Source organism: Methylocystis borbori (assembly GCF_036576025.1).
GTDB classification, from domain to species: Bacteria; Pseudomonadota; Alphaproteobacteria; order Rhizobiales; family Beijerinckiaceae; genus Methylocystis; species Methylocystis borbori.
In genome coordinates this window covers 1-24,484 of sequence record NZ_JAZHYN010000017.1, presented here as the reverse complement: position 1 = coordinate 24,484, position 24,484 = coordinate 1, and the positions used below count along the sequence as shown (strand labels likewise).

General features: G+C 63.1%; 30 protein-coding genes and 1 pseudogene. 12 read left to right on the top strand and 19 right to left on the bottom strand.

Annotation, left to right across the window (positions count from 1 at the left end; genetic code table 11):
* Positions 1–127: 127 nt before the first annotated feature.
* The 4 genes from V3H18_RS07655 to V3H18_RS07640 form a co-directional block, all read right to left on the bottom strand.
* On the bottom strand, positions 128–547 hold the full coding sequence (locus V3H18_RS07655; RefSeq protein WP_332081420.1) for an EVE domain-containing protein: 420 nt from the start codon (positions 545–547) through the stop codon (positions 128–130).
* Positions 547–834: a YciI family protein gene (locus V3H18_RS07650; protein ID WP_332081419.1), complete on the bottom strand. Its 288-nt coding sequence runs from the start codon at positions 832–834 to the stop codon at positions 547–549. The genes V3H18_RS07655 and V3H18_RS07650 overlap by 1 nt, the downstream gene beginning before the upstream one ends.
* A 247-nt stretch (positions 835–1,081) precedes the next feature.
* Positions 1,082–1,294, bottom strand: coding sequence for a hypothetical protein (locus V3H18_RS07645; RefSeq protein WP_332081417.1), 213 nt, complete (start codon positions 1,292–1,294; stop codon positions 1,082–1,084).
* A gap of 89 nt (positions 1,295–1,383) precedes the next feature.
* The gene (locus tag V3H18_RS07640) at positions 1,384–2,424 is read right to left on the bottom strand and encodes a coiled-coil domain-containing protein (RefSeq protein WP_332081415.1); all 1,041 of its coding nucleotides are present in this window, start codon (positions 2,422–2,424) and stop codon (positions 1,384–1,386) included.
* A 197-nt stretch (positions 2,425–2,621) separates the two neighbouring features.
* On the opposite strand from V3H18_RS07640, the gene V3H18_RS07635 reads away from it, so the two are divergent.
* Together V3H18_RS07635 and V3H18_RS07630 are read left to right on the top strand one after the other, a co-directional pair.
* Positions 2,622–2,855: a hypothetical protein gene (locus V3H18_RS07635; protein WP_332081413.1), complete on the top strand. Its 234-nt coding sequence runs from the start codon at positions 2,622–2,624 to the stop codon at positions 2,853–2,855.
* The gene (locus tag V3H18_RS07630; RefSeq protein WP_332081412.1) at positions 2,852–3,256 is read left to right on the top strand and encodes a hypothetical protein; all 405 of its coding nucleotides are present in this window, start codon (positions 2,852–2,854) and stop codon (positions 3,254–3,256) included. Before V3H18_RS07635 ends, V3H18_RS07630 begins: the two co-directional genes overlap by 4 nt.
* A 129-nt stretch (positions 3,257–3,385) precedes the next feature.
* Here the strand turns inward: V3H18_RS07630 and V3H18_RS07625 are convergent, their stop codons facing one another.
* The 4 genes from V3H18_RS07625 to cysQ form a co-directional block, all read right to left on the bottom strand.
* Positions 3,386–3,595: a HepT-like ribonuclease domain-containing protein gene (locus V3H18_RS07625; protein WP_332081454.1), complete on the bottom strand. Its 210-nt coding sequence runs from the start codon at positions 3,593–3,595 to the stop codon at positions 3,386–3,388.
* A gap of 54 nt (positions 3,596–3,649) precedes the next feature.
* Complete coding sequence (locus V3H18_RS07620) at positions 3,650–3,946, bottom strand: nucleotidyltransferase family protein (protein WP_332081411.1); 297 nt, start codon at positions 3,944–3,946, stop codon at positions 3,650–3,652.
* 62 nt (positions 3,947–4,008) lie between these two features.
* Positions 4,009–4,605, bottom strand: a complete 597-nt coding sequence (locus V3H18_RS07615; RefSeq protein ID WP_332081410.1) for a DUF1134 domain-containing protein — start codon at positions 4,603–4,605, stop codon at positions 4,009–4,011.
* 134 nt (positions 4,606–4,739) lie between these two features.
* On the bottom strand, positions 4,740–5,591 hold the full coding sequence (gene cysQ / locus V3H18_RS07610) for a 3'(2'),5'-bisphosphate nucleotidase CysQ (RefSeq protein ID WP_332081409.1): 852 nt from the start codon (positions 5,589–5,591) through the stop codon (positions 4,740–4,742).
* A gap of 185 nt (positions 5,592–5,776) precedes the next feature.
* Here cysQ and chpT point away from each other — a divergent pair, with 185 nt between their 5' ends.
* Complete coding sequence (gene chpT / locus V3H18_RS07605; RefSeq protein ID WP_332081408.1) at positions 5,777–6,469, top strand: histidine phosphotransferase ChpT; 693 nt, start codon at positions 5,777–5,779, stop codon at positions 6,467–6,469.
* Positions 6,470–6,611: 142 nt separating this feature from the next.
* On the opposite strand, the gene V3H18_RS07600 is transcribed toward chpT, so the two are convergent.
* The gene (locus V3H18_RS07600; RefSeq protein WP_332081407.1) at positions 6,612–7,436 is read right to left on the bottom strand and encodes a hypothetical protein; all 825 of its coding nucleotides are present in this window, start codon (positions 7,434–7,436) and stop codon (positions 6,612–6,614) included.
* Positions 7,437–7,640: 204 nt separating this feature from the next.
* Here V3H18_RS07600 and V3H18_RS07595 point away from each other — a divergent pair, with 204 nt between their 5' ends.
* Together V3H18_RS07595 and V3H18_RS07590 are read left to right on the top strand one after the other, a co-directional pair.
* Positions 7,641–7,838, top strand: a complete 198-nt coding sequence (locus V3H18_RS07595; RefSeq protein WP_332081406.1) for a hypothetical protein — start codon at positions 7,641–7,643, stop codon at positions 7,836–7,838.
* A 63-nt stretch (positions 7,839–7,901) separates the two neighbouring features.
* On the top strand, positions 7,902–8,237 hold the full coding sequence (locus V3H18_RS07590; RefSeq protein WP_332081405.1) for a helix-turn-helix domain-containing protein: 336 nt from the start codon (positions 7,902–7,904) through the stop codon (positions 8,235–8,237).
* Positions 8,238–8,294: 57 nt separating this feature from the next.
* On the opposite strand, the gene ctrA is transcribed toward V3H18_RS07590, so the two are convergent.
* The 3 genes from ctrA to V3H18_RS07575 form a co-directional block, all read right to left on the bottom strand.
* Positions 8,295–8,996, bottom strand: coding sequence for a response regulator transcription factor CtrA (gene ctrA / locus V3H18_RS07585; protein WP_332081403.1), 702 nt, complete (start codon positions 8,994–8,996; stop codon positions 8,295–8,297).
* Positions 8,997–9,458: 462 nt separating this feature from the next.
* Positions 9,459–10,625, bottom strand: coding sequence for a hypothetical protein (locus tag V3H18_RS07580; RefSeq protein WP_332081402.1), 1,167 nt, complete (start codon positions 10,623–10,625; stop codon positions 9,459–9,461).
* An 80-nt stretch (positions 10,626–10,705) separates the two neighbouring features.
* Entirely contained in the window at positions 10,706–11,302 is a 597-nt protein-coding gene (locus V3H18_RS07575; protein ID WP_332081401.1) for a TetR/AcrR family transcriptional regulator, read from the bottom strand.
* Between the two features lie 318 nt (positions 11,303–11,620).
* Between V3H18_RS07575 and rpmH the strand changes: the two genes are divergently transcribed.
* From rpmH to V3H18_RS07545, 6 genes are all read left to right on the top strand, one after another.
* Positions 11,621–11,755: a 50S ribosomal protein L34 gene (gene rpmH / locus V3H18_RS07570; protein ID WP_116638084.1), complete on the top strand. Its 135-nt coding sequence runs from the start codon at positions 11,621–11,623 to the stop codon at positions 11,753–11,755.
* A gap of 33 nt (positions 11,756–11,788) precedes the next feature.
* Positions 11,789–12,211 carry a ribonuclease P protein component gene (gene rnpA, locus V3H18_RS07565; protein WP_332081399.1) on the top strand — a complete coding sequence of 141 codons (423 nt, stop codon included), beginning with the start codon at positions 11,789–11,791 and terminating at the stop codon, positions 12,209–12,211.
* Positions 12,208–13,980, top strand: coding sequence for a membrane protein insertase YidC (yidC, locus tag V3H18_RS07560; protein ID WP_332081397.1), 1,773 nt, complete (start codon positions 12,208–12,210; stop codon positions 13,978–13,980). Before rnpA ends, yidC begins: the two co-directional genes overlap by 4 nt.
* A 67-nt stretch (positions 13,981–14,047) precedes the next feature.
* A complete protein-coding gene (yihA, locus tag V3H18_RS07555; RefSeq protein ID WP_332081395.1) occupies positions 14,048–14,710 on the top strand; it encodes a ribosome biogenesis GTP-binding protein YihA/YsxC in 663 nt (220 codons plus the stop codon).
* Between the two features lie 77 nt (positions 14,711–14,787).
* Positions 14,788–15,654 carry an acetylglutamate kinase gene (gene argB, locus V3H18_RS07550; protein WP_332081394.1) on the top strand — a complete coding sequence of 289 codons (867 nt, stop codon included), beginning with the start codon at positions 14,788–14,790 and terminating at the stop codon, positions 15,652–15,654.
* An 89-nt stretch (positions 15,655–15,743) separates the two neighbouring features.
* Complete coding sequence (locus V3H18_RS07545) at positions 15,744–16,472, top strand: pyrimidine 5'-nucleotidase (protein WP_332081393.1); 729 nt, start codon at positions 15,744–15,746, stop codon at positions 16,470–16,472.
* On the opposite strand, the gene V3H18_RS07540 is transcribed toward V3H18_RS07545, so the two are convergent.
* Both V3H18_RS07540 and V3H18_RS07535 read right to left on the bottom strand, forming a co-directional pair.
* On the bottom strand, positions 16,469–16,978 hold the full coding sequence (locus V3H18_RS07540; RefSeq protein WP_332081392.1) for a DinB family protein: 510 nt from the start codon (positions 16,976–16,978) through the stop codon (positions 16,469–16,471). The genes V3H18_RS07545 and V3H18_RS07540 overlap by 4 nt on opposite strands.
* A gap of 400 nt (positions 16,979–17,378) precedes the next feature.
* The gene (locus tag V3H18_RS07535) at positions 17,379–18,596 is read right to left on the bottom strand and encodes an LL-diaminopimelate aminotransferase (RefSeq protein WP_332081391.1); all 1,218 of its coding nucleotides are present in this window, start codon (positions 18,594–18,596) and stop codon (positions 17,379–17,381) included.
* A 151-nt stretch (positions 18,597–18,747) separates the two neighbouring features.
* Here V3H18_RS07535 and V3H18_RS07530 point away from each other — a divergent pair, with 151 nt between their 5' ends.
* The gene (locus V3H18_RS07530) at positions 18,748–18,888 is read left to right on the top strand and encodes a hypothetical protein (RefSeq protein WP_332081390.1); all 141 of its coding nucleotides are present in this window, start codon (positions 18,748–18,750) and stop codon (positions 18,886–18,888) included.
* Between the two features lie 227 nt (positions 18,889–19,115).
* Here V3H18_RS07530 and V3H18_RS07525 read toward each other — a convergent pair whose 3' ends face one another.
* The 5 genes and pseudogenes from V3H18_RS07525 to V3H18_RS07505 form a co-directional block, all read right to left on the bottom strand.
* Complete coding sequence (locus V3H18_RS07525) at positions 19,116–21,128, bottom strand: pentapeptide repeat-containing protein (RefSeq protein ID WP_332081388.1); 2,013 nt, start codon at positions 21,126–21,128, stop codon at positions 19,116–19,118.
* Between the two features lie 483 nt (positions 21,129–21,611).
* Entirely contained in the window at positions 21,612–22,475 is an 864-nt protein-coding gene (locus V3H18_RS07520) for a tRNA nucleotidyltransferase (RefSeq protein ID WP_332081387.1), read from the bottom strand.
* 69 nt (positions 22,476–22,544) lie between these two features.
* Positions 22,545–23,441: a pepsin/retropepsin-like aspartic protease family protein gene (locus tag V3H18_RS07515; RefSeq protein WP_332081386.1), complete on the bottom strand. Its 897-nt coding sequence runs from the start codon at positions 23,439–23,441 to the stop codon at positions 22,545–22,547.
* 54 nt (positions 23,442–23,495) lie between these two features.
* Positions 23,496–23,840, bottom strand: coding sequence for a hypothetical protein (locus tag V3H18_RS07510; RefSeq protein WP_332081384.1), 345 nt, complete (start codon positions 23,838–23,840; stop codon positions 23,496–23,498).
* Between the two features lie 43 nt (positions 23,841–23,883).
* Positions 23,884–24,484, bottom strand: a pseudogene (locus tag V3H18_RS07505) (GHMP kinase); the annotation flags it as partial.

The window sequence follows — 24,484 nt, the reverse complement described above, 5'->3', positions numbered from 1 at the left end:
CAGGCCGAAGGCCTGATCGGGAATCCAGAATCGATCCGAGAATGCCGCTTTTGCTTCTAGATTCCCGATCGCGCGCATAGCGCGCGTGGGAATGACATGCGCGGTCAAATGGGTATGGGTTGAGGGCTTAAGCCTTCTCCCCCGCCATCTCCAGCACCACGGCCCATTCCGCGTCGCTCACCGGCTGCACGGACAGGCGAGAATTATTGACGAGCACCATGTCCTTGAGGCGCGGCTCGGCCTTGATCTCCGCGAGCGTCACCGGCCTTTTCAAAGGCTTTGCCGCCTTCACGTCGACCATGCCGAATTTACCCGTCTCGTCGGTATGGTCCGGATAATAGGTCTTGATGATCTCGATGATCCCGACGATCGCCTTGTCTTCGTTGGAATGATAGAAAAAGCCCTTCTCGCCCTTCTTCATCGCCATGAGATTGAGTTTGGCCGAATGGTTGCGCACGCCGTTCCAGAAGGTGCCCTTGGCGCCGGCCGCGACCTGCTGATCCCAGGACCAGCTCGAGGGTTCGCTTTTCAAGAGCCAATGCGCCATCAGATCTGCGCTCCCACCACGCGCTTCCAGGGCCGCAAATCGACCTGCGCGAAAAGCCCGGCCTGGGCGTAGGGGTCCTGCGCAAGCAAGGCGCGCGCCGCCGCTTCATTCTCGCAATCCAGAATCAGGAGCGAGCCGACGGGCTTCTCGCCGGCCGCGTCGAGAAAGGGGCCGCCGAGCTTCACCTGTGCGGCATGCGCGTCAAGAAAGGCGAGATGGGCGGCGCGGGTGGAGAGCCGAAGATCGACGTGATCCGGCTTGTCGAGGCACAGGGCGGCGAAGAGCAATTGCGTCTCTTGGGATAGACGGGAATGTCACCGTCTTTGTTCCAAAGCGCGCCGGCGCGGTCAAGTCTCAACAGGCCTCGGGGAAAGCCGAGAAGTCAGGCGGCGGCGCGCCGGGAGATCGCCCTTGGGGCCATTAGAGCAAGTTCCGAAAAAGTTGACGGACTTTTTCGATCAGAACTTGGTCCGACCTATTTGCTTTGGCGCGATTTCTTATCGATCAGACGATTCCGTCTGATCGGAAAGCGCGCTAAGCGTTCGCAAGCACCTCGCGAAGCGTGTGCCCAACCTGATCCTTGATGACGCAGACGGTGGCCTTTTGATCGTCAAAGACGAGATCTCGCATCATGGATTGACCATAGGCGTCGGCCAGCGCCGCCGTCTTTACGCGACGCTTCGTCGTATTGAGGCACAGGCGATTGCCGGTGGCTTCGACTGCGAAAAACTCGAACAAGTAAACCATTTGCGCGCTCCTGCTTTGCGTTGAGCATGGCAAGCGGTTGCGACCGGCGTATGAACGGTCGGGGATAAATTCCATGCTGAAACGGGGCGTTACAGAGCGCGCTTGACCTGGGTCTTGTCCGTCGTCCCCGCGTCGAGCGCGGCGACCTGGTCGCCGAATTGCACGATCGCCTCGCGCAGCGCGGCGACGTCGCCCTCGCTCGCCGCCTCCCCGCCGCTCGCCGGATGCGCGCCATTGCCGCCGCGACGCAGATTGGCGCGCAGGGCCTCCACCGCGCCCTGCAGCATGGCGGTGTCGGCGCGCGCCGATTCGAGCTTGTCGGCCTTGTCGCGCGACTCGGCGCGGGCGGCGCGCAGGGCGTTTTGGTAATGATCGCCGTCGTTCCGGTAGCGCTCCTGCGCCGTCTTGAGCTCGGCGCGCGTCGCGTCGAGCTCCGCCGCAAGCGACTGGCCGCAGGTCCGCATGGTCTCCAGTTCGGCGGAAACGCGCGCCAGCTCCTGTTCGAGTCCGGTCGCCTTGGCGATCGCCGCCGCGGCCTGGGCGTAATCGGCGCGCATCGCCTCCACCGCATGCGCCATCTCGGCGTTGCGCTCATGCAGCGCGAGCATTGTCGCCTCATGGGCCGCGACGCGGTTCAGGGGCGCCTGGCGCTCCAGATCGAACGCCTCTCCGCCGGGTTCGAGGCGGCTGAGGCTCTCGACGCGCTCGGTGAGTTCATGCAGCGCCATTTCGGTGGAAAGCAAAAGCTCCGAGCGCTCGGCGACGATTCTTTGCGCTTCGCTCACCCGCTGATTCATGTCGCGGCAGTCGGCCTCGGCCGACTTGATGCGCGTTTCGAGTTCGATGATATGCGCGGCGCGGCGGCCGCTCTCGGCGAGCGCCCCGGCTCTCGCCGTCTTGATCGCCTCGATTTCCTGTTCGAGTCGGCGCTCGCGGACGGCGAATTCCGCGCGCAGCAGGTCGCGTTCGGCGACGACCTCCTCCATCGACATGGGGGCGAGCATTTGCAGCCGCCGCATCGACAGACGAAGCGCACGCCGCCAAAAAGCCGGCAAAAACATCAATGTAAGAAGCCCGGCCACGAGGAAGCCGAGCGCAAAATACATCGCCTGCTCGATCAAGACCCGCAATCCCTTGCCGTCTCCGCGCCCCCGGCGGACAGCGGAGGGGACACTGCCATGTAATGGCTCCGAAAGCAAAGCGTCCGCGGCTCCGATCCGCGCGCTCATCCATTTGCATGGCGACAAGGCGCCGACGCCGCCGCCAGATGGGGCCGCGCATGTCGAGGCGGGTTTCGCCGAGAGCGCTCTTTAGAGGGGGGACGGCTATGACGCGCTTCGTCGTCGATCTGGGCGATCTTAAAATCTCCGACGAGCTTAAGGGCTCCATCGCGGCCGACATTCAGGGCGCCGTGCTGACGCGTCTTGGCGCGCAGCCGAGCCTCGGAAAGCGCGTCGTCTATCTGCCGCGCGAATGGATGGGCTTCGTCTTGCGCGAGAAATTCGAGGATCTCGCGGCTCCCATCGAAAAGATCGGCGCGCTCGTGAAGGAGCGGATATGAGCGAGACGCGCTGTCCCAGCGCGCCGGCGATGACGGGCGCCACCGTGATCGGCGCGGTCGGCGAGGATGGGCGCCTCGCCCATTTCGCCACGACGCTGGTCGCGGACGAATATTTCCTGGCCGCGGCGCGCGTCCAGGGCGCGCCCGAACAAAGCTTCCGCTTTTCGTCGTCCTGCGCCGAAAGCCGCTGCGTCCAGTGGAACGGCGAGGCATGCGGCCTGATCGGCCGGATCGTCGGGCTGCTGAAGGACGCCGGCGCGCCGATCAAGCCGGATCGCGGCCATGCCTGCACGATTCGCGCCCATTGCCGCTGGCGCCTGCAGCGCGGCGACGAAGCCTGCGGCGTTTGCAGCTTCGTCGTGACGGATGGAAGCGGCGAGGCGGCGGAAGCCTCGGCGTGAAAATCCCCGCGGAGGCCGGTCTTACGCCCGGCCGCTCTTCGGGCGCAGCCGAGGTTATGGTGGGTCAAGACGGGCGATCTCGTCGGACACCGCCGCGATCAGCGCCGGAAGATCTTCGTGGAGAGTGCGTCAGACGAACTCCTCGGCGATATTGTCATAGTCGCGCCGATAGACATTTCCCGCGCCCATGATTGCGCGCCATGGCAGATGAGGGTGACGGTCGCGCAGGTCTTGGGGCAGGCGGCGCGCGGCCTCGGATATGATTTCGAGGGCGCGCGTGACGGCATAGAACGCGCGCCGATCCGTAGCGAAGGCGCGAAATCCAGCCCTTCGACAAATTCGCGCGCGAGCGCGGCGTTGTCGCGAATGTCGAACAGCGCCAGTCGCGCCTTGTTAGAAAGCATAAACCGCGTCTCGCTCGGCGACTGGGCGAACGAGGGGCTTCAGCTTGCCGCGATTCGCGACATCGACCCGGTTTTCGAAAAGCTCCGACAGAAATTGCGTGATGGCGACATATTCATAGACGCCGACCGGAGCGTCGGGCGCGATCTCGATCATAATGTCTATGTCGCTGTCGGGCCGATTGTCGCCGCGCGCCCGCGAGCCGAAGAGGGCGGCGTGCGTCACGCCCCGCGCCCGTAGAGTGGCCTCGTTTTCGCGGAGCTTGGCGATGATGTCCTGCGCGTTCATGGCCGGACATCATTACATTGCGGCGCGAGGGGAGAAAAGCGCGCCGCTGGGAGGGTCGTCTCTTAGAACGGGTTCCACGTCGATGCCGGCGTGAACTTCAGATAGCCGAGGTTGAGGCCGAGCCGCGCGCCGAGTCCGGAGCGCACCGGCACTACCACGACCTCCTCATTATTGAGCGCGGTGAAGCCGAAGCCGCCGACGAGATAGGCGGAGCCGTTGGCGCCGGCGAAGCGCCGATAGATCGCGTCGACCGAAGGAAGATTATAGACGAGCATCATGGTGCGGTCGCCGTCGGCGCCGGCGTCGAAGCCGATCGAGGGGCCCTGCCAATAGACGCGCTGCTTGCCGGCGTTGCGCGTATACATGGTGCCCTCGCCGTAACGCAGGCCGCCGATGAAGGCGCCGCTTCCCTCCTGGCCGAGGATATAGGCGTTGGGCCGGCCCCATTCGCGCGAGGCGCGCTCGACGCCCTCCGCGAGGCCGCGCGAGATCGAGCCGAAGAAACGATGGCCGTTATCGACGATTTCGTCGCTCGAATAGGCCTCCGGCCGCGCATCGGCGCGCGCGAAAGACAGGGGCGCCGCCAGGGCGCAGACGGAAGCGCCGGCAAGCCGCAACAGGTCGCGGCGCGAGGCGGCGTTCGATTTCGATTCGCTCATGATCGCGGAACTCCAAAGAACGCGAACGATAGTCGCCGACGTCACGAGTGGGCGCGAAGCGTGGCCGACTCGCGGCGCCGATGCGTCGCAAAACGGACGCGGCGGATTGCGTCACAGAGAGTTGCGCAACGCGGTTAAGGAAGCGTTGCGCTTGAGGAAATCGACGCCGGGTCCGCCCAAGCGATGAAGGGGCCGTTCCTGTAGCCTTGCCCGGATTTGCCGTAGAGAAGCGGCGCGCCGTTCGGCGTGAGCGTCGCGCCGCCCGCGGCGCGCAGCACCGCGTCGCCGGCCGCCGTGTCCCATTCCATGGTGGGGCCGAAGCGCGGATAGACGTCCGCTTCGCCTCGCGCCAGCAGGCAGAATTTCAGCGAGGAGCCGATGGCGAGGCTGCGGGCGACGGGTTCGCGGGCGAGAAATTCCTTCGTCTCAGGGTCGAGATGCGATTTCGACACGAGCGCGACGAGGCCGTCCGCGGGGCGGCGGCGCGCGCGCAGCGGCTGAAAATCCTGCGCCGCGGGCAGGGCGCCGCCAGGCGCCGCCCGCGTCTCGAAGCCGCGCGCGCCCGCGAACCACAGCCGTTCCTGCGCCGGGGCGTAGACGGCGCCGATGCGGGGGGCGCCCTTTTCCGCGAGCGCGACATTGATGGTGAACTCCGGGCTGCGCGCCAGGAACTCCCGCGTGCCGTCGACCGGATCGATCAGCAGAAAAGCGTCGCTTTCGCGCAGGCGCGCGCCGCGCGCGGCGCTTTCTTCCGCCAGGCGGGGAACGCCCGGGAGCGCCCGTTCGAGTTCGCTGAGCAGAAATTCCTCGACGCGCTCGTCGGCCTCGGTGACGGGCGACGAATCGCCTTTCATTCGAGATTCGATTTGGGGCGCGGCGAAAATCTCCATCGCCAGCGCGCCGGCCCGAATCGCAAGCATCGCGAAACAGCGCGCGAGCGCGTCGGCTTCGGCGTCGCTCGTTTCAAAGGCGTCATCGGGCGTCATCGCCGGCGACCTTCCCAAATTAACGTCCTCACGATTTGCATTCCCTGCTGCGACCGTTAGTTTTCTCTAGCCTGATTGCAGTGATTCGCGCGCCGGGTCAGCCCGTCCGCGCCGACGATTAGGAAGAGCGGACGAAGCCTGCGCAACATTCGCGCCCTTTTTCGCTGCGCTACCCGGATGGCGTCATGACCCAATTCTCGCTCGATCCCCTTGACCTTGCCGCCCTTCTCTCCTCACGCGTCTGCCACGACGTCATCTCGCCCGTGGGCGCGATCGTCAATGGACTCGAAGTGCTGGAGGAGGAGAAGGACGCAGAAATGCGCGGCCATGCGCTGGCGCTCATCAAATCGAGCGCCAATGAGGCGTCGGCGCGGCTGCAGTTCTGCCGTCTCGCTTTCGGCGCGGCCGGCTCCAAGGGCGCATCGATCGACACCGGCGACGCGGAGCTCGTTACGCGCCAGCTTCTCGCCGACGAACGCACGCAGCTTTTCTGGAGCGTGCCGCGCGTCCTCATGTCGAAGAATAAGGTGAAGCTTCTCTTGAACCTCTGCCTGCTCGCCGACGCCGCCATTCCGCGCGGCGGCGTCATTTCGGTGAGCTCCGCCGGCGAGGAAGAGCGCGTCTCCTTTAAGATCGAGGCGAAAGGCGTCAACGCCCGCATCGCCGCCACCGTGCCGCAACTGCTCGAAGGCGAATCGGAAGAGGGCGCGATCGACGCGCGCGCGATCCAGGCCTATTACGCGGGCCTCGTCGCCAAGGCCTGCGGCCTTCAGGTGAGCGTCAGAAGCGAACCTGAACTCGTCACGATAGAAGCGACGCCGGCGGCGCAAGCGGCGGCGGAAGATGCGAGCCCCGACGCTAAGAGCGCCGTCGCCTGAAACACCGCCCGCGAGGAATTTGGCTTTTCTCGACTCCGCGCGAGGCAGCGCGGATTCTTCTAGTCGCTTGTGGTCCCGCTCTCGGCAAGGGCCGGAGCCGTATGAGATCATGCATTCGGTTCGATAATGAGCCGTATACGACTCATCTATTCGTCGCAGAGACAAGCTCCGAAGGTATGAATTCCCCAAAGGGCTGCTTCGCATCGCTATAGATATCAAAAAACGTTTGTTTACCAATCTGTAGCGGCCACAAATACCAACGGCTATTTAGGCCCGTTTCAAACAAATAGGCCTCGTCAGGACTGTTGGAGCAGTTGGCGACAATATCAAGATAATTGTGTGCCGCGATTTCCTCATTTGTAAGAAATAGATCAGTATTTTCTAAAATCAGAACTGTCCGTGCTCCCATGCGGGTTTTCCAAACCGCTAACTTGTCAAAACGGCGTGCATTGCATGCTTTCTCAATGCGCTTTTGGCGCTGAGCTTCGCGAGTCTCCTCATTGCCTGCCACAACATGCGAAATCATCAGGCGCTTGAATCCGGGAACGGTGCTGGGGACTTCCGAGCGGAAACGGTGCAGCGTCACCGGAAACGGCACGTTTGCGATGTTGAATGGTGGCGGACCTTTTCGATAGTCGGCATAAGGGAGCAGCGGAAGCGTTGGCGCTGTGCTTTTGATGAATTCAATTAGCGCCTTTTGAGCCTGTCGAATCTCACGGCCAGACTTTCCCTGAAGCCCCAGTGCCGGGAGGCTCAGGTTCCATACTTCGCCATCCGGCACCACGACACTGACTGCCATTTCAATCGGCCCGAACACCCGTTCGGCTTCTTGGTTGAGCTTTATGAGCCCTTCAAACGGCTCGATGCAGGTGTGTTCGAGGGCGTAAAGTGTGCTCCCAATATTGCAGACCAGCTCGACCGGTCCTTGATGGTGTTCTTCTTCAGGCCATCGGATTTTTGACCGCACTGCACCCTCGCGGGCTTCCAGATGGCGCAGAACGGCGTCGCAAGCTTTGCCTTCGTTGCATTGCATACGTTCAGAGGTATGCCTGTTGCTAAGGAACAGCAAGGCTTACACGATGATGCAAAACTCAACACTTCTGCATCATAGCTGCACCCTCAGAGCCGCCCCGCCGCACAAAAGTTACTTGCGAAAGGATGGCGCTTCGACATGCTCGACGCGCTGACGATCGCGGCGGCGGGCGGAAAATCGGACAGGGCGAAGCCGTTCAAGGGCCTTGACGGCGGGGTGTTTGAAATCGCGTTGAAGCATCGAGGCGACGCCTTCCACGCAATCTATGTTCTCAAGATTCATGAGGACATTTGGGTTGATCAACGCTTTTCAGAAGAAATCAAAGTCAGGGATTAAAACCCCACAAATGGAGGTTGATCTTATTCGAGAGAGGCTGAAGCGGCTGAAGGAGGCGCTGAAATGAGCAAAGACGATTTTGAATTGGTTCACGGCTCGGGCAACGTCTATCGCGATTTCGGACGGCCAGACGCCGGCCTTGCTCAGGCGCGCGCGCTCATCGCCACGAGGATCATTCAGACGCTCGACAAACGGCGGCTTTCCACGCGCGACGCGGAAAAACTAACGGGCGTTTCCCATTCCGAGTTCTCGCGCATTCGCGGCGCGAAGCTGGGACGCTTTACGCTTGATCGCCTGATCGCGATCCTTGGGAAGCTCGATGAGGAAGTTGAAGTCGATGTTTCCTTCAAGCGGAGCGGCCAACACGCCGGGAATCCCTCAACGCTCGCCTCTGCTTAGTGAGGCTGGACCGCCAACGTGATTTACGGCTAGTCGGGTCTCGACCGGCAGCCTGACTTAAGCCGTGATGCGCTCGTCGGCTTCGCTCGGCTCGCGCAGCACATAGCCGCGGCCCCAGACCGTCTCGATGTAATTTCGGCCTTCGCTGGCGTTGGCGAGCTTCTTGCGCAATTTGCAGATGAAGACGTCGATGATCTTCAATTCCGGCTCGTCCATCCCGCCATAGAGATGGTTGAGGAACATCTCCTTCGTCAGCGTCGTGCCCTTGCGGAGCGAGAGAAGCTCCAGCATCTGATATTCCTTGCCGGTCAGATGCACGCGGGCGCCGCTCACTTCGACCGTCTTCTGGTCGAGATTGACGATGAGGTCGCCGGTGGTGATGACGGATTGAGCGTGGCCCTTGGAGCGGCGCACGATGGCGTGGATGCGGGCGACGAGTTCGTCCTTGTGGAAGGGCTTCGTCAGATAGTCGTCGGCGCCGAAGCCCAGGCCCTTGACCTTGTCCTCTATGCCGGCGAGGCCCGAAAGAATGAGGATCGGCGTCTTGACCTTGGCGACGCGCAGGGTGCGCAGCACCTCATAGCCGGACATATCCGGAAGATTGAGATCGAGCAGGATGATGTCGTAGTCATAGAGCTTGCCGAGATCGATGCCTTCTTCGCCGAGATCGGTCGTATAGACATTGAAATTCTCGGATTTGAGCATGAGTTCGATGCTCTGAGCCGTTGCGCTGTCGTCTTCAATCAATAAAACGCGCATGTTGGTTCCCCACCGAGCTCCATCGTCCGCGACCGGCCGCGTATAAAGCGCGCGTCGGCGGCTGGCTGGCGCTCTCGTCCAGCGATCTCGCCGACCTTCCGTGGAAGGTAAGCGGAATTGGTTAATAAACCTTCACCTCGACCCGAGACTCAGCCCAAAATCTTAATCTTGGGCGCTATGCGGGCGGACGCATCACGCAACGTCGGGAAAGGCACGAGACAGGCGCGCGAATCACGCGGCGTTTCAATCTATACGCCGTCGCGACTCGGCGAGGCAAAGACAAAAATTGAGGGAAAACGCCAAGGCCGTTTTGGCGTCGAATGACTCCCGACGCACGCTGCGCGCGCGATCGGAAAAATAGAGTCGCAACAACCGCTTTGGATATTGCTCCAGCTTTCCGGTCAGGCCTTCGGCCTGACCGGGAATGACGCATCGAGCGAAGGGCGCGGCGGAAATTTCGTATTAATCCTCCGCTTCGCGCCATTTGGGCATCAGGATGATGCAATTGGGATTGAAGCCCGCCTTCTGCAGCACGTCGATCTTGCCGACGAGCTTATTGGCTTCGAGATCGACGACGCTCACCGAACCATCGCTCATATCGGGCAGGTTGAGGAGGCTGTTCTGCACGAAGGCGTAGCGGCGATCCGGCGAGAAGACGAAATGATGCGCGCCGGGCGCCGTCGGCGCGCTGGCGAGGAGCTTCGGCGCCTGCGGATCGGCGATGTCGAAGATGTTGAGCGCGCCGGGTTTGGCGGTCGTGACATAAAGCCTGTCGCCGCTCTCGCTGAACTCCATCTCCAGCGGAACGCCCTGTCCGATGGATGCGAAGTCATAAACGCGGCGCAGATCGACGCTCTTGTCCTTTCCCCATGTCGCGGTCCACAGCGTCGCCCCGAGCATATTGGTGATGTAGGCGACGGGCGGCTCGCGATTGGGAATGAAGGCGGTCTCGACCGGCGCTTCGCCAGCGGGCGAGGGCTTCTCCGACACTTTATGCGTCGCAAGCGGCTTGCCGGTCGAGGCTTCGATCAGCGCGATGGTTTCTCCCGCCTGTTTGAAGTCGGCCGGATTGACCGTGCTCGTCGCGATGAGGAGATCGAGCTTTTCGTTCAGCGTCAGCCCATGCGGATGTTTGATGAAAGGTTTTGCGGCTTCGCCCTTCGCGGGCTCCGGCGCGGCGATCACGCTGAGCGTTAGGTCGCTCTCAGCGTCGCCGACAATAATATTGCTCGATCCCATGCAGCTGAGGAACCAGCGCTTGCGGTCGTTCGAGAAGACCATGTCCTCGCCGACCTTGCAGTCGGGGACCGGGACGAAGCGGACGCCTTCGGGGAAGATCGAGAGATCGTAGACGGCGAGCGCGCTGCGGCCGAGCGAGGTGACATAGGCCTTGGTCTGGCCCTTGTTGAAATAGATGTGATGGGCGACGAAGTCGGGCGGCAGCGGCGCCTCTTTCACGATGGTGTTGAAGGCCTTCGAAGCGGGGTCGATGTCGATGACGGCGATGCCTTCGCGCCGGGGTTCGACGCCCGCCTTGCTTTCGTAATTCATCGCCGCGAGGATTTCGGCGCTGGCGGGTCCTGCGCAGAGGAGGCCGGCGAGGATGAGCGGCGCGAGACTTTTTCTCATTTGGATGCTCCCTTGGTTGTATTAGACCAGTCGTCTATGATCTGGCCGCACGAAAGGCGGCTCTTGCTTAATCCTTCCCCTTAGGCGCGGCAGTAGCCGAGCAGCATCTCGTCGACGAAGGCCCGCAGCGGCGCGGCCGAGCGCTCCACCTTCATGCGCAAAAGCGCGCCCTGCCAGCCGTCGACCAGCATGTCGGCCAGCGCGCGCGCCTCGCGATCCTGGCGCGCGGCGCCTTCGGCCTGGGCGCGGGCAAGGCCCTTGGCGAGGAGGTCGCGATAGCGATCGACCGCTCTTTTAAGCGCCTCGCGCGCGGACGCGCTGCCGCCCCCGATCTCGCCCATGAGATTGCCGAGCAGGCAGCCGCCAGCGAAATCATTGGCCTCGAGTTCGCCGATCATCTCGTTGAAATAGGCGGCGAGCGCGTCAAGGCCGCCGCGGTCGGCCGCTGCGAGATGCTCGGAGAGCCGCCTGATGAAGGGCGCGATATAATGTTCGACGGCCTGCGCGCCGAATTCTTCCTTGCTCGGGAAATAATAATAGAAGGAGCCCTTCGGCACTTTGGCGGCCGCAAGCACTTCGGCGAGGCCGGTCCCGTGATAGCCGTTTCGCAGCATCAGCGCGACGCCATGGTCGAGGAGGCGCTTCTTCGTGGCGTCGGTCGCATTGCGGTCAGACATGAGATGAATTATGCGACCGGTCGTCTAGTAAGTCAAACGGCGCCGGCGCGCGGGCTCCAAATCCGGCGCGAAAGGGCGGCCCTCTCGCGCGAAAGACCGTCCGCGCGTCATTGACTTGGAAAGGCGCTTCCCCCTATATGCGCTCACTCGGCGTCGCCCCTAAAGGGCGACGAATGTTTTTCTTCGCCCCGCCTTCTGCGTCGGGCGCAGCGGGCAGGCCGAACGGATTTTTCAAGAAACGCGGCGCGGCCTTGGGCGGCGCTAGCGCGCGATAAAGAAGGGCGGGGCGGTTCGCGCCTCGCCAAGCGGAGAACGACGGTGAAACGGACCTATCAGCCCAGCAAGATCGTGCGTAAGCGGCGTCACGGCTTTCGCGCCCGCATGGCGACGGTCGGCGGCCGCAACGTCATCGCCGCCCGGCGCGCGCGCGGGCGCAAGCGCCTCTCGGCCTAAGCCGGCTCCGCCGCGCATGAGGCGGAGGGCTCAATGAGGGCGCAAGGCCCTGCCGAGGAAGAGCGGTCGCCGCGTCCGGAGGTCTTGCGCCGGCGCCGCGACTTCATGCGCGTCTCGCGCGTCGGGGCGCGCCTCGCCATGCCGGCCTTCACCCTGCAGGCGGCGCCGCGCGACGGCGACGAAGCGCCCGCCCGTTTTGGCCTCACCGTCACGAAAAAGACCGCCGGCGCCGTGGGCCGGAACCGCATTCGCCGCCGGCTGAGGGAAGCCTTGCGGCTCGGGGGCGCCCTTGGCGCGAAGCCGGGCCGCGACTACGTCTTTGTCGCGCGGAGCGCGACGCTCGCCGCCGATTTTTCCGATCTCGTCGCCCAAATGACCGAAGGTCTCGCCAAATTGAACGATCGCGGCGCGGCGAAGCCCCGGCGTAAACAGGAAGACAGGCCTAGGGAGCCATGAAAGAGAACACGAAAAACATGCTCCTCGCCGCGGCGCTGTCGATGGTCTTCATCGGCCTGTGGGACTATTTCTATGCCTTCCCGCAGATGGACAAGCAACGCAAGGCCCAGTCCGAGCAGGCGCGGATCGCGAAGATTCCCCAGCTCGGCGCCCCGGACAAAGCGGTCGCGCCGGTAAAGGCCACGCCGAGGACGCGCGAGGAGGCGCTCGCCGCCAGCCCCCGCCTCCAAATCGACACCAAATCGATTTCGGGCACCATCGCGCTGAAAGGCGCGCGCGTCGACGACGTCTCCTTGAAGAACTATCGGGAGACCGTCGACCCGACGAGCCCGATCATCACGCTGCTCTCGCCCGAAGGCGGCCCCAATCCCTATTACGCCGAACTCGGCTATCTCACCGCCGAGACGGAAAACGCGCCGGTTCTGCCGACGACCGAAACGCTCTGGACGGCGGACTCCGACCGGCTCACCGCGGGAAAGCCGGTGACGCTTTCCTGGGACAATGGCCAGGGCCTCTTCTTCAAGCGGATCGTTTCGGTCGACGACGAATATCTCTTCACCGTCAAGGACCGCGTCGAGAACAAGTCGGGCAAGCCGGTGACGCTTTACGTCTACTCGCGCGTGACCCGCGTCGGCCATCCGCCGTCCGCCGGCTATGCCGCCCTGCATGAAGGCTTCATCGGCGTCATCGGGGACAAGGGCGAAGAGCTCGCTTACGACAAGATCGAAAAGGAGCCGAACGCCGTCAAAACCTTCAAGGGCGTCGGCGGCTGGGTTGGCTTTACCGACAAATATTGGGGCGCCGTCGTCGCGCCCGATCAGAACGCCGCCATCGAGGCGCGCTACGCCGCGATGGGCGCGGCGACGAAGACCTATCAGGCCGATACGGTCGGCGAGGCGCGGACGATCGAGCCGGAGGCTTCGACCGAGGCGACGACCTATGTCTTCGCCGGCGCCAAGGAAGTCGACACGCTCGACGCCTATAAGGTCAATCCGGGCCTGAAGCGTTTCGATCTCCTGATCGACTGGGGATGGTTCTACTTCATCACCCGGCCGATGTTCCGGCTCATCGATTTTCTCTACAAGCTCCTCGGCAATTTCGGCCTCGCCATTCTGGCGGTGACGGTGATCGTCAAGCTCGCCTTCCTGCCGCTCGCCAACAAGAGCTACAAGTCGATCGCCAAGATGAAGGAGATTCAGCCCAAGATCAAAGAGCTGAAGGAAAAATACGGCGACGACAAACACGCCTTCAATACGGAGCAGATGGAGCTCTTCAAGCGCGAGAAGGTCAATCCGGCGGCCGGCTGTCTGCCGGTGCTCGTGCAGATTCCGGTGTTCTTCTCGCTTTATAAGGTGCTCGTCGTGACGATCGAAATGCGTCACGCGCCCTTCTTCGGCTGGATCAGGGACCTCTCGGCGCCAGATCCCACCAATATCTTCAATCTCTTCGGCCTGCTGCCCTATGACCCGACCCATGTCGCGATCTTCGGCCCCTATCTCGCGCTTGGCGTCTGGCCGCTCCTGATGGGCGTCTCCATGTGGCTGCAGATGAAGATGAACCCCGAGCCTGCCGACGAAATCCAGAAGACGATGTTCGCCTGGATGCCGGTGATCTTCACCTTCACGCTCGGCGGCTTCGCCTCCGGCCTGCTCATCTATTGGACGTGGAACAATCTGCTTTCCATCGCCCAGCAGGGCGTGATCATGAAGCGCGCGGGCGTGAAGTTCGAGTTCTGGGACAATCTGCGCAAGACGTTCCAGCGCGCATAAAGGCGGCGGTCGGGCTCAGGCGCTCGGCGGAAGACAAACCGACCGCCCATTGCCGACTGCCGATCCCATGCAAGACGCCGTAGAAACAGATTTCGTGGAACAGGGCCGCCGTCTCTTCGCCGGTCCTTGCGACTTTATTTTCGCGAGCGCCAAGGCGAGCGACCTGCCGCCCGCAGGACCGCCGGAAATCGCCTTCGCCGGGCGCTCCAATGTCGGCAAATCCTCGCTGCTCAACGCCCTCACCGGGCGCAAGACGCTCGCGCGCGTCTCACACACGCCGGGACGCACGCAGCAGCTCAATTTCTTCGCGCTTGGCGGCGCGCCGGGCGCCGAGCGCGTTCGGCTTGTCGATATGCCCGGCTATGGCTACGCCGCCGTCGGCAAGGAGAAGGTCGCGAACTGGTCGCAATCGATGCGCGACTATCTTAAGGGCCGGGCGTCGCTGGCGCGCGTCTTCGTGCTGATCGACGGGCGGCGCGGCGTAAAGCCCTTGGATGAAGAGATGTTCGATCTCCTCGACCAGTCGGCCGTCTCCTATCAGATCGCGCTCACCAAGCATGACGAATTAAAGGCGGCCGAGCGCGCGGCTGTTGTCGCCGCGACGGCGCAAACGCTCGCCAAACGCCCCGCCGCCTTTCCGGAGGTGATTTTCACCTCTTCGCACAGCGGCGAGGGGATCGGCGCGCTGCGCGGGGCGATCGCAAGGCTTCTTTCCGAACGAAACGCTTGAATGCGACGGACGCCCCGGGCTAGGTGGGGCGCTATAGCCCTTTCCGATAGGAAGAGGCCGCGCACCACGAGAATTTCATGACCGAAACCGTCGACACCGCGCTCCAGCAAGCCCGTATTCTCATGCAGGCGCTGCCGCATATGCTGCGCTATGACGACGCCATCGTCGTCGTGAAATATGGCGGCCACGCCATGGGCGACGACGCGGTGGCGCGCGATTTCTCGCGCGACATGGTGCTGCTCGAACAATCCGGCGTAAACCCCGTGGTCGTCCACGGCGGCGGGCCGCAGATCGGCGCGATGCTCAAGCGCCTCGGCGTCGAATCGCGATTCGCCGACGGGTTGCGCGTCACCGACGAGGAGACGATGGACGTCGTCGAAATGGTGCTCGCGGGCGCCATCAACAAGCAGATCGTCGGCTACATCAATTCGGAAGGCGGCCGCGCCATCGGGCTTACGGGCAAGGACGGGCGCATGCTCACGGCGAAGAAGCTCGAGCGCTCCGACGGCGTCGATCTCGGCTTCGTCGGCGAGCCCGACAAGGTCGACACCACCGTGCTCGACCAGGTGCTCGGCCGCGAACTCATCCCCGTGCTCGCTCCCGTCGCGCAGGGGCCGGACGGCGCGAGCTATAATGTCAACGCCGATACATTCGCCGGCGCCATCGCCGGCGCGCTCCACGCCAAGCGCCTCATTTTCCTCACCGACGTGCCGGGCGTGCTCGACAAGGACAAGCGCATCATCGAGGAATTGAAGGTCGCGGACATTCCCGGCCTCATCGCCGATGGCGTGATTACGGGGGGCATGATCCCCAAGGTCGAGACCTGCATGTACGCCATCGAGCGCGGCGTCGAGGGCGTCGTCATCCTCGACGGCAAGCTGCCGCACGCCGTGCTGATCGAGTTGCTCACCGATCACGGCGCCGGCACGCTGATTACGCGCTAGTCCTCTCCCCGCTTGCGGGAGAGGTTAGGCGAGGGGCGGGGGATTTTTGGCGATGCTGCTTGCAGCATGAAAAGGATCGAGCGGCGCCCGTGAACGAACCCCAGGCCCCTCTCCCTCTCCCGGCAAGCGGGGCGAGAGAGCGTTTCGCCCATATCGACACCTGGGTGTTCGATCTCGACAATACGCTCTATCCGCAGACCGCCGATCTCTGGCCGAAGATCGACATGCGCATCACGCTGTTCATGATGCGGCTCTTCGGCCTCGACGCCCTGTCGCTGCGCGCCTTGCAGAAACATTATTACGAGCGCTACGGCACGACGCTGCGCGGACTGATGACCGAGCATGGCGTCGACGCCGAGACCTATCTCTCGTACGTCCACGACATCGACCGCTCATCTCTCGATCCCGATCATTCGCTGGCGCGGGCGATCGCGGCGCTGCCGGGGAGAAAGCTCATCCTCACCAATGGCTCGCGCCATCACGCGATCGAGACGGCGAAGCAGCTCGAAATCGATCATCTTTTTGAGGATATTTTCGACATCATCGCAGCCGATTTCATCGCCAAGCCCGACGAGGGCGCCTATGCGCGCTTCTTCGACAAATTGAAGATCGAGCCGAAGCGCGCGGCGATCTTCGAGGATATCGTCCGCAATCTCGTCGTGCCGCATCGGCGCGGGATGACGACGGTGCTGGTGCTGCCGCCCCATGACGAAGGCCCCGAGCGCGAGGCGTGGGAGATCGCCGACGGCTCCGAGCCGCATGTGGATTTCGCGACCGACGATCTCGTGGGGTTCCTGGAAAACCTGATCGGCGATTAAGGCGCGCGCGATTCCATCAAGATCAGATCGGTGTCCTGCGGCTTGGCGCCCGCGGCCGTCAGCATCGCATGAATCTGGCCGCGATGATGGGCCTGGTGATTGAAGATGTGGCTGACGACAAGCCATCTCGGCCTGACGGCATCCGTTTGCATCAGGCTCGAACGCCAGACGAGATCGCCGGCGAGCCAGTCGTCGCTCACGGCGTCCGCCCAGGCGATCAGCCTTTCGTCGCAGGCGATGCGGTCCTGTTTCAAGGCGTCCCACTCGTCGCGATAGGAGCCCGATTCGCTCAGCGGCGTCGAAGGCCTGGGGCCATCGGAAATGCGGCTCAGCCACATATGGTCCGCCCAGAGAAGATGGCTGAGGGTCGCATGAATCGATTTGAAGAAAGCGCCGCGATCCTTTCGCCGCGCTTCGTCCGACAGGCCGTCCGCAGCGGCGCGAAGGCTCCCGTTCTGCCAGCGACTGTAGCGCGCCATGGTCTGTACATAAGTCGAGCGGATCATGCGAAATCCGATTGATTGCTCGGCCTGTCATTCCCGGCAGGTCGAAGACCTGACCGGGAATCCAGAATCGCGACAAGAGTCATGACCATTGCTCTGGATTCCCGCTCGCGCGCAAAGCGTGCGGCGGGAATGACATCCGAGTTGTTCGAGTAGATTGGAATGACAAGCCCCATGCTTGCGTCAATTGTCGACTATAGCGCCTCGCGGCCGACAGGAGCGCCGAAATCCTCTTCTTCATGAAGTTTGTCTGGCGTCATGCCCGCGAGCAGGATGTCGAGCGTAAATTCCGGCGCCGGGATTTCTTCATGGTCGCGCGCATTGCGCTTTCCTCTCGCCCGATCATCGTTACGCGCGCGATGACGGACGTGTCCAAATGACGGAAACATAGTTGGACGATCCCTCACCCCCGCGCCTGCAGCGGCACGACATTATGAAGATGGCTCTCCGCCGTCTCGAAGAAGCGGCGCAGATTGCGCGCCGCCTGGCGGATGCGCTGCTCGTTCTCGACCAGCGCGAGGCGCAGATAGCCCTCGCCATGCTCGCCGAAGCCCTCGCCCGGCGCCACCGCGAGGTCCGCCTTCTCGATCAGCAGCTTCGAGAATTCGAGGCTCGAAATATTGCGGAAGCGCTCCGGCACCGGTGCCCAGGCGAACATGGAGGCGCGCGGCGCCGGGATTGGCCAGCCCGCCTGCGTAAAGCTCTCGACCATCACGTCGCGCCGCTTCTTATAGATCGCGCGCATCTCCTTGATGCAATCGTCCGGCCCGTTGAGCGCGGCGGCGGCGGCGACCTGCACCGGCGTGAAGGCGCCGTAGTCGAGATAGCTCTTCACCCGCGCCAGCGCCGCGCACAGCCGCTCATTGCCGACCGCGAAGCCGATGCGCCAGCCCGCCATCGAAAATGTCTTCGACATGGAGGTGAATTCGACCGTCACATCCATCGCGCCCGGCACCTGCAGCACCGAGGGCGGCGGATTGTCGTCGAAATAGACCTCGGCATAGGCAAGGTCGGAGAGCACGAAAATCTCGTGCTTCTTCGCGAAGGCGACGAGGTCCTTGTAGAAATCGAGCGTCGCCACCTCCGCCGTCGGATTGGACGGGTAGCAGACGACGACCGCGATCGGCTTGGGGATCGAATGCAGGATCGCCCGCTCCAGCCCCCGGAAATAATCCGGCGTCGGCGAGGAGGAGACGGAGCGCACCACGCCGCCCGCCATGAGAAAGCCGAAGGCGTGGATGGGGTAGGAGGGGTTGGGCGCGAGCACCACGTCGCCGGGCTCGGCGATCGCCTGCGCCATATTGGCGAAGCCCTCCTTGGAGCCGAGCGTCGCGACGATCTGCGACTCGGGATCGAGCAAGACGCCGAAGCGGCGGGCGTAATAGGCGGCCTGCGCCCGGCGCAGCCCGGCGATGCCTTTGCTCGCCGAATAGCGGTCGGTGCGGGGCTTGCCGGCGGTCTCGACCAGCTTGTCGATGACATGCTTGGGCGCGGGCAGGTCCGGATTGCCCATGCCGAGATCGATGATGTCGGCGCCCCCGGCGCGGGCGCGCGCCTTGAGGCGGTTTACCTGCTCGAAGACGTAAGGGGGCAGGCGCTTGATGCGATAGAAATCCGACATTTCAGTGTTTGTTCCGAAGGGAGCGAAACGGGAGTTTAGCCTATTTTGGAGGGGCTTGCCCACCGCCAAGCCGGCTCTAAGTCCCTATGACGCCTCCCTGCAACGAGGGGCGCATGTGATGGAGGATACGATGATATCAGCCAGAGAACACATGACAATGGCGACTGTCGGCGCGATCGTCGGCGCCGCCATCGGCGCTGGAATCGGCGGCGCGCTGTTTGGCCTGCCGGGGGTCGTCGCCACGGCCGTGCTGGCGGGAATCGGCGGCGCCTTCTTTGGATCGTTTCTGTGATCGAGAAGCGACGCCATCGCGCTCATGAGACAATAAGCGCCGCGCGATTTTTAGCGCGGCGCTCCGCGATTCTCCAAATAGAGTTTAATCGAGCGCTAGCATTCACCCTAGCGAGGGTGGGTCATTCCCTCCGACACATCCAGCGCGTTTTTTATCGGCACCAGCAGCGGCAGGCGAGGGTCGAGGTATTCGAGCGCCCGCTTCTGACCCGAAGCGGTCATCGCGGCCTATCTTAAAAACTCCTTCAGCTTGGCCTTGTCGTTGTCAGTCAACAATTTCGAGACCCAGCAATCGGGCTGCTGGAAGCGCGATACGAGTTTCGACCTTTCGGAGAAGAAGCGATTGAATCGATAGCTTATCAGCCCGCGCAGAGTGTTGATCGCGTTAAACTCGAACGGCGACACATGATCCATCCTCATAGCTCTGAACTCTCGCTTCCGCGGATCGTTACACACGAGCCTGACCACTTCGTCGGCGAAAGCCAGATAGAAGGCGTCTTCCCGCGGCTCGACGATACTCACGAAAACTTTCGGCGGGGGCGAGGTTGCCTGATTGCAAAGGGGAGTGAGGCTCGTGTCGCGGCAATCGAGCTGGCTGATCCGCTTGAGCGCCCAGGTCCGGTGATCCCCCTCGGGAATGCTTTCAATCTCTTTTCTCAACAATCCATATGAGTCGTCGCTCCAGGGTAGGTATCCTGTGGAAGAGAGCATTTCGTTTCCGTAATCGCTCGCGAGCATGTAGTTTGCGATCGGGCTCCAGTGCACGCCGTCGGCCCGCAGGGTGTGAAGGCCGTCTGGGCCGCGTGGCTCTCCCCACTGGCTGCGCCAGAGATAGGAGTTCTCGAAATCCACGGCGATAAGAACTGCATTTTCAAACGAAGCCCCCTGAAGATTCGAGAACCAAAACGATGCGCCCTCAAGTTGCGTGCCCCTAAACCATGTGCCCTGAGCAAACGCCATATCGAGTGATGCGCCTTGAAGGTCTGCTCTAAGGAACGTGGCGCCCTCTATGTGTGCGACTTCAAGCGACACGCCTTGTAGCCAGGCATCCTTGAACGACGCACCTTGTAGTCGGGCTCCCTCAAGAGACGCACCATGGAGCAATGCTTTATCCAGCGATGCCCCGAGAAGCCGAGCACTGGTGAGTGATGCCCCTTGAAGATAGGCCCCGGTGAAATCGGCTTTCTCTCCGAAATTCGCTTCCCTGAAGATGGCGCCTTCAAGATGGCGGCCGCGCAAGTCGATTGAATGCTCCTTCGATTCACTCCTCCGCGCTTCATAGAGACTAAAACCTGGCAGGATGAGTGTGTTCGAGAGCCAGCTGTTGCGGCGCCGGGTGATGTCATTGACTTCGCCATTGAAGATCGCTGCGTTAATCCGCACCGGCTCGATCAAAGCGAACCATTTCAGAGGCGCCTCCTGCCACTCGCCCGGGAACGTCGCGACCGTCCATGAGAACAGAAAGGTGGCCCCGCTCGCTACGAGTGCGATCGAAGCGTTCGCCCATGTCGTCCATGAGCTCCATCCGCGCAAATCGCCGCTCCCGGCAAGAATTTTGGGCCACAGCCACCAGATGATCAAAAGATCAGCCATGACAGCGCAGCGCTGCGTCCAAGTGATGAGGCCATCATGGTAAGGTAGGAATTGGATCTGGAGCAGCAAGAGAAGCGTGACTGGCCCAAGGACCAACGTTGTCCAAGCGATGAGTTCCAGAAGACGACCAAAGCCGGCATTGCGAACGTCGCTCGGTCCGGCGAGAAACTGCACGAAGATGTTGCTTGGCAGTTGCCGCCGCAGGCCATCGCGAATCGATATGCTTCGGTCATCGTCCCCCGGAAATTGGTCATAGAGCCGGTTGTGAAACCGAAGCGCCTTCTTCGCCAAAAGAACGAAGTGCACCATCGTGTACGCATACAAGACGAGGAAGAGCAACGGCGTGAGAAAGAAGAATGCGAGCAGCGGCAGCTCGATGTTTAAGAACGGCAGCTTGACTGGGTTCATCAGCAACAGATCGGTATGCGTGACCGCGCCGGCCGCCACCGCGAAATAGAACAAAACGAAGAGATACGAGAGCCAGAGGCCGGCGCTGACCGAGGTCGCGTCTTCGACACTCTTGCGTATGGCGTCTAGATTATCGGCGCTCTTGGCGAGTTTCGTCGTGTCGTTGGCATCATTGCCGCCGGCTACACGTCTATGCGCGGCGCGGGCCAGGTGATATGCGCGCCAGCGTCCTGAGGTCATGCTGCTCGCTCGCTCTTTAACGTGACGTTGAAGGCTTGTAAGAATAGCAAAGTTAAAAAACAAAAATCACTCGATATCTACATGGACGTATATGTGTTCCAGAAATCGAAATAGAAACAGGACTGTTCTGCATTTCTCGATCTCCCGATCATTTTTAACAAATAAGGCACGCACGCGTGGTCATCGCATTTTAAAGACGCCTTGAGCGCTCCACAATTGTCACTATTGAACCTCGTTCGAAGGTCCAAATTTGGCGCAATACAGACCTTTATTCAGAGGCAACCCTACGCCAATTCGCTCGACCATCGCTCCGAACGAAAGGCCCGCGCGATGACTTCGGCGCGGGCGCACAAACCTCTCCCCGTCGCAAGTCGGATGTTTCCGACTTGCGCATCGAAGACCGAAGTCGGCAACAGCCGACTTCGGGTCGGGGAGAGGGGGCGGCGCGCCGAACTGACGAAAAGGAAATATCGCCGGCGCCCGTTATTCGCTCGCCAATTCGCTCGACCAGCGCTCCGAGCGAAAGGCCCGCGCGATGGCTTCGGCGCGGGCGTTCAATCGCTCCTCGTCGGAATCCGTCGCTTCAATATCGGCGCAGGCCTTGATGGCGATCTCCAGCAGCGTCGCTTTCGGATAGGCCTGTCCCGCGCGGCCCTCATAAGCGCAATAGTCGCATGTGCAGACGCTCATCAGCCGCTCGAAACGCGCGGGATTGTCGAAAGCGTCAAGCCGCTCCAGCATGGCGGCGACGGGGCCCGCGCGCATTTTCGAGGTGCGATGCACGCGCTCGCATTCGGCGAGCGCCAGCATGGCGAGGTCGCGGCATTCTTCCGGCGCGCCGAAGCGCGCGGCGATATCCTCGATGCGCGGACCGCCGCGCTCGATATGCTTGTAATGGGCGGGGAGATGTTCGCGCGGCGAATCCGCCTTGCCGACATTCATCACGAGAAGCGCGAAACGCACCGCGAGCGGCGCATTGCGCCTTGCCGCCTCGTCGAGCGACTCCAGCAAATGTTCGCCGATATCGACATCGTTGGGCGCTTCGGAAATCTGCGGCACGCCAAAGAGCGCTACGACCTCGGGCAGGATGCAGGCAAGCGCGCCGCTGTCGCGCAATGTCGCGATCATTTTCGACGGCGCGCGGCCCATCAGCCCGCGCGTGAGCTCCGGCCACATGTCGGCGGGCGCCACGTCAACGAGATGGCCGGCCTCGACCTGCTCGAAGAGGAGATCGAGCGTCTCCTCGTCCGGCCCCTCCTCGCCCTCGGCGATGAGCGAGGCCATGCGCAGCACGCTGAGGCCGGGATGCGTCTGGGCGAAATCGGGGGGAGGAGCGTCTGAGGTCATGACGAAGGCAAGCATCCCATGTCTCGGGAGTGCTGGCAAACGCCATGCCGGGCCTTTGCCGCGCGTCTTTTACTTTCCGCGCGCGTCCCACAGCGGCGCGTCGGCGGCGCGGAAATCCAGCTCCCAGGCGAATTGGCTGAGCAGGTTGAAGCCGAGAATGAAGCTCGTCTCGCGGCCGAGCGCCGCGCGCAAGGGGCCGAAGTCATAGACGAGCGCATAGACGTCGCGCGCGATGCGCCCGGCGCCGAGATCGATCTCCTTGATCTTGAAGAGGCGCGACGCGAATTTCCGTCCCGACGCCTCGCTCGCGCCGATCCTCTCCTTCGTCGGCGCAAAAAGCCGCCTGTGTTTCAGGACAAAGGCGCGGTCGACGGCGCAGATTTCCGCGCCCGTGTCGAAGAGCCCGATGACGGTGAGGGCGCCTGAGCGAAAGTCGACGCCGACGAGCCGCTTTTCCGGGCCGAGCCGGCGGAAGGGGCGGGGGTTCCCGCCGAACGGCGGCCCAAAGAAAACCATCTCGCGGCGCACGAAATCCATCGTGAAGCGGGCGTTCTTGAAAAAATCGAGGCCGAGGAGATCGTCGCCGTCGTCCGCCGCGCAGCGCGCGACCTCATATTTGCCGCGCGCAATGTCGTTTCCCTCGCTCGCCTTCAGCGCGACATTTGCCGCCTCCACGTCCTCGCAAAGCGTCGTCTGGCCGAAGGCGCCGGTGGAGCGGCTCTGGCCGACGATGGGGAAATCCTTGTTCCAGGGCGCGCGCCGCAGCCGCGTCGTGGTGGCGCCGGTATCGAGGCGCATCGCGCCGGCGACATTGCCGAAGCGCATGGGGAGATAGACGCGCCCGCCGCCGTAATCGGTCTGCGTCAGCGTCATCGCGACGACGGAGCGGCTCGCCTGCGCGGCGGCGCCCTCCGCCGCGAGCAGCGGGAGGATCAGCGAAAGGGCCAGGAGCGGAAAGCGGCGCATCGGCCTATTTCGACCGCGCGGCGCCCTTCGAGCAAGCCCTCGATGCAGGACTGGTTATTTCTTGGGCGCGTCGGGCGTCGCGACCCGCGCCGCCTTGCGGCGGTTTTCCGCGAGGGCGGCGTCGAGGCCGGCGCCGTCCGCCCTTAGCTCGGCGGCGGTCTTGCGCCCCGCCTTGCGGTCGGCCGGCGCATCGAAGGCCCTGTATTCGAGATGTTCGGACCGCGAATCGTGCACGAAATCAGGCGTCGGCGCGGGGGCGGAGCGCAGTTTCGCGGCGTCGAACAGGCGGCCGATCCAGGCGCCGCCGCTCGCGGGCGCTTCCTGCGCCGGGGCCACGCCGGCGAAACCGGCGAGAAATGCGCAAGTGAGCGCGGGACGAAGAAGCGAAAAGCTCGACATGGCGCATAAGGCGCCACGAAATTGCGGCGCGAGTGCGGTCTCCTCACGCCACTCTTCCATAAACCGCGTCGATCTTCGCGCCGCGATTGAGGCCCTGGCGGATCGAGACGTCGAGACCCTGCGCGCGGGCCTCCGGTCCGATTTGCGCGAGAAGGCGCGCCGCTTCCGCCTCGCTCTGCGCGAAGGCGAAGCCCGTGGGCCCCCAGGACGTCTGGCCGCCGCCGGTCGCGCCGAGCGCCAGGAGCCGCGCGACGATCGCCCCCACTTTGGCGCTGGCGAAGCGCCGCCCGCCCTGCGCCGGGGCGAAATAATCGCCGACGATCTCCTGAATGCGCGTCACCGCCGCGCCGAAGGGCGCAAGCTCGCGCTCGGCGAGCGCCGGCAGCGCCTGCATCAGCACGAGGCGGCAGAGTTCGCCGCTCACGCTGGGATCGAATGGCGGCAGCTCCGCGAAAGCCTCGCGCTCGTCGGCTCCGTGCAGGCCGACGCTTTCCGGGTCGCAGACGACGATCGCGCGCCATTCTTGCGGAAATTCCGCCCGGGCGATGACGGGCGGCGTCGCTGTGTTGGGCCCGCGCCCGCCGTCGACGATGAGGCCGCCCTGCTCGAAGAGGCCGGCGCCGAGCCCCGAGCGCGCGCCGCGC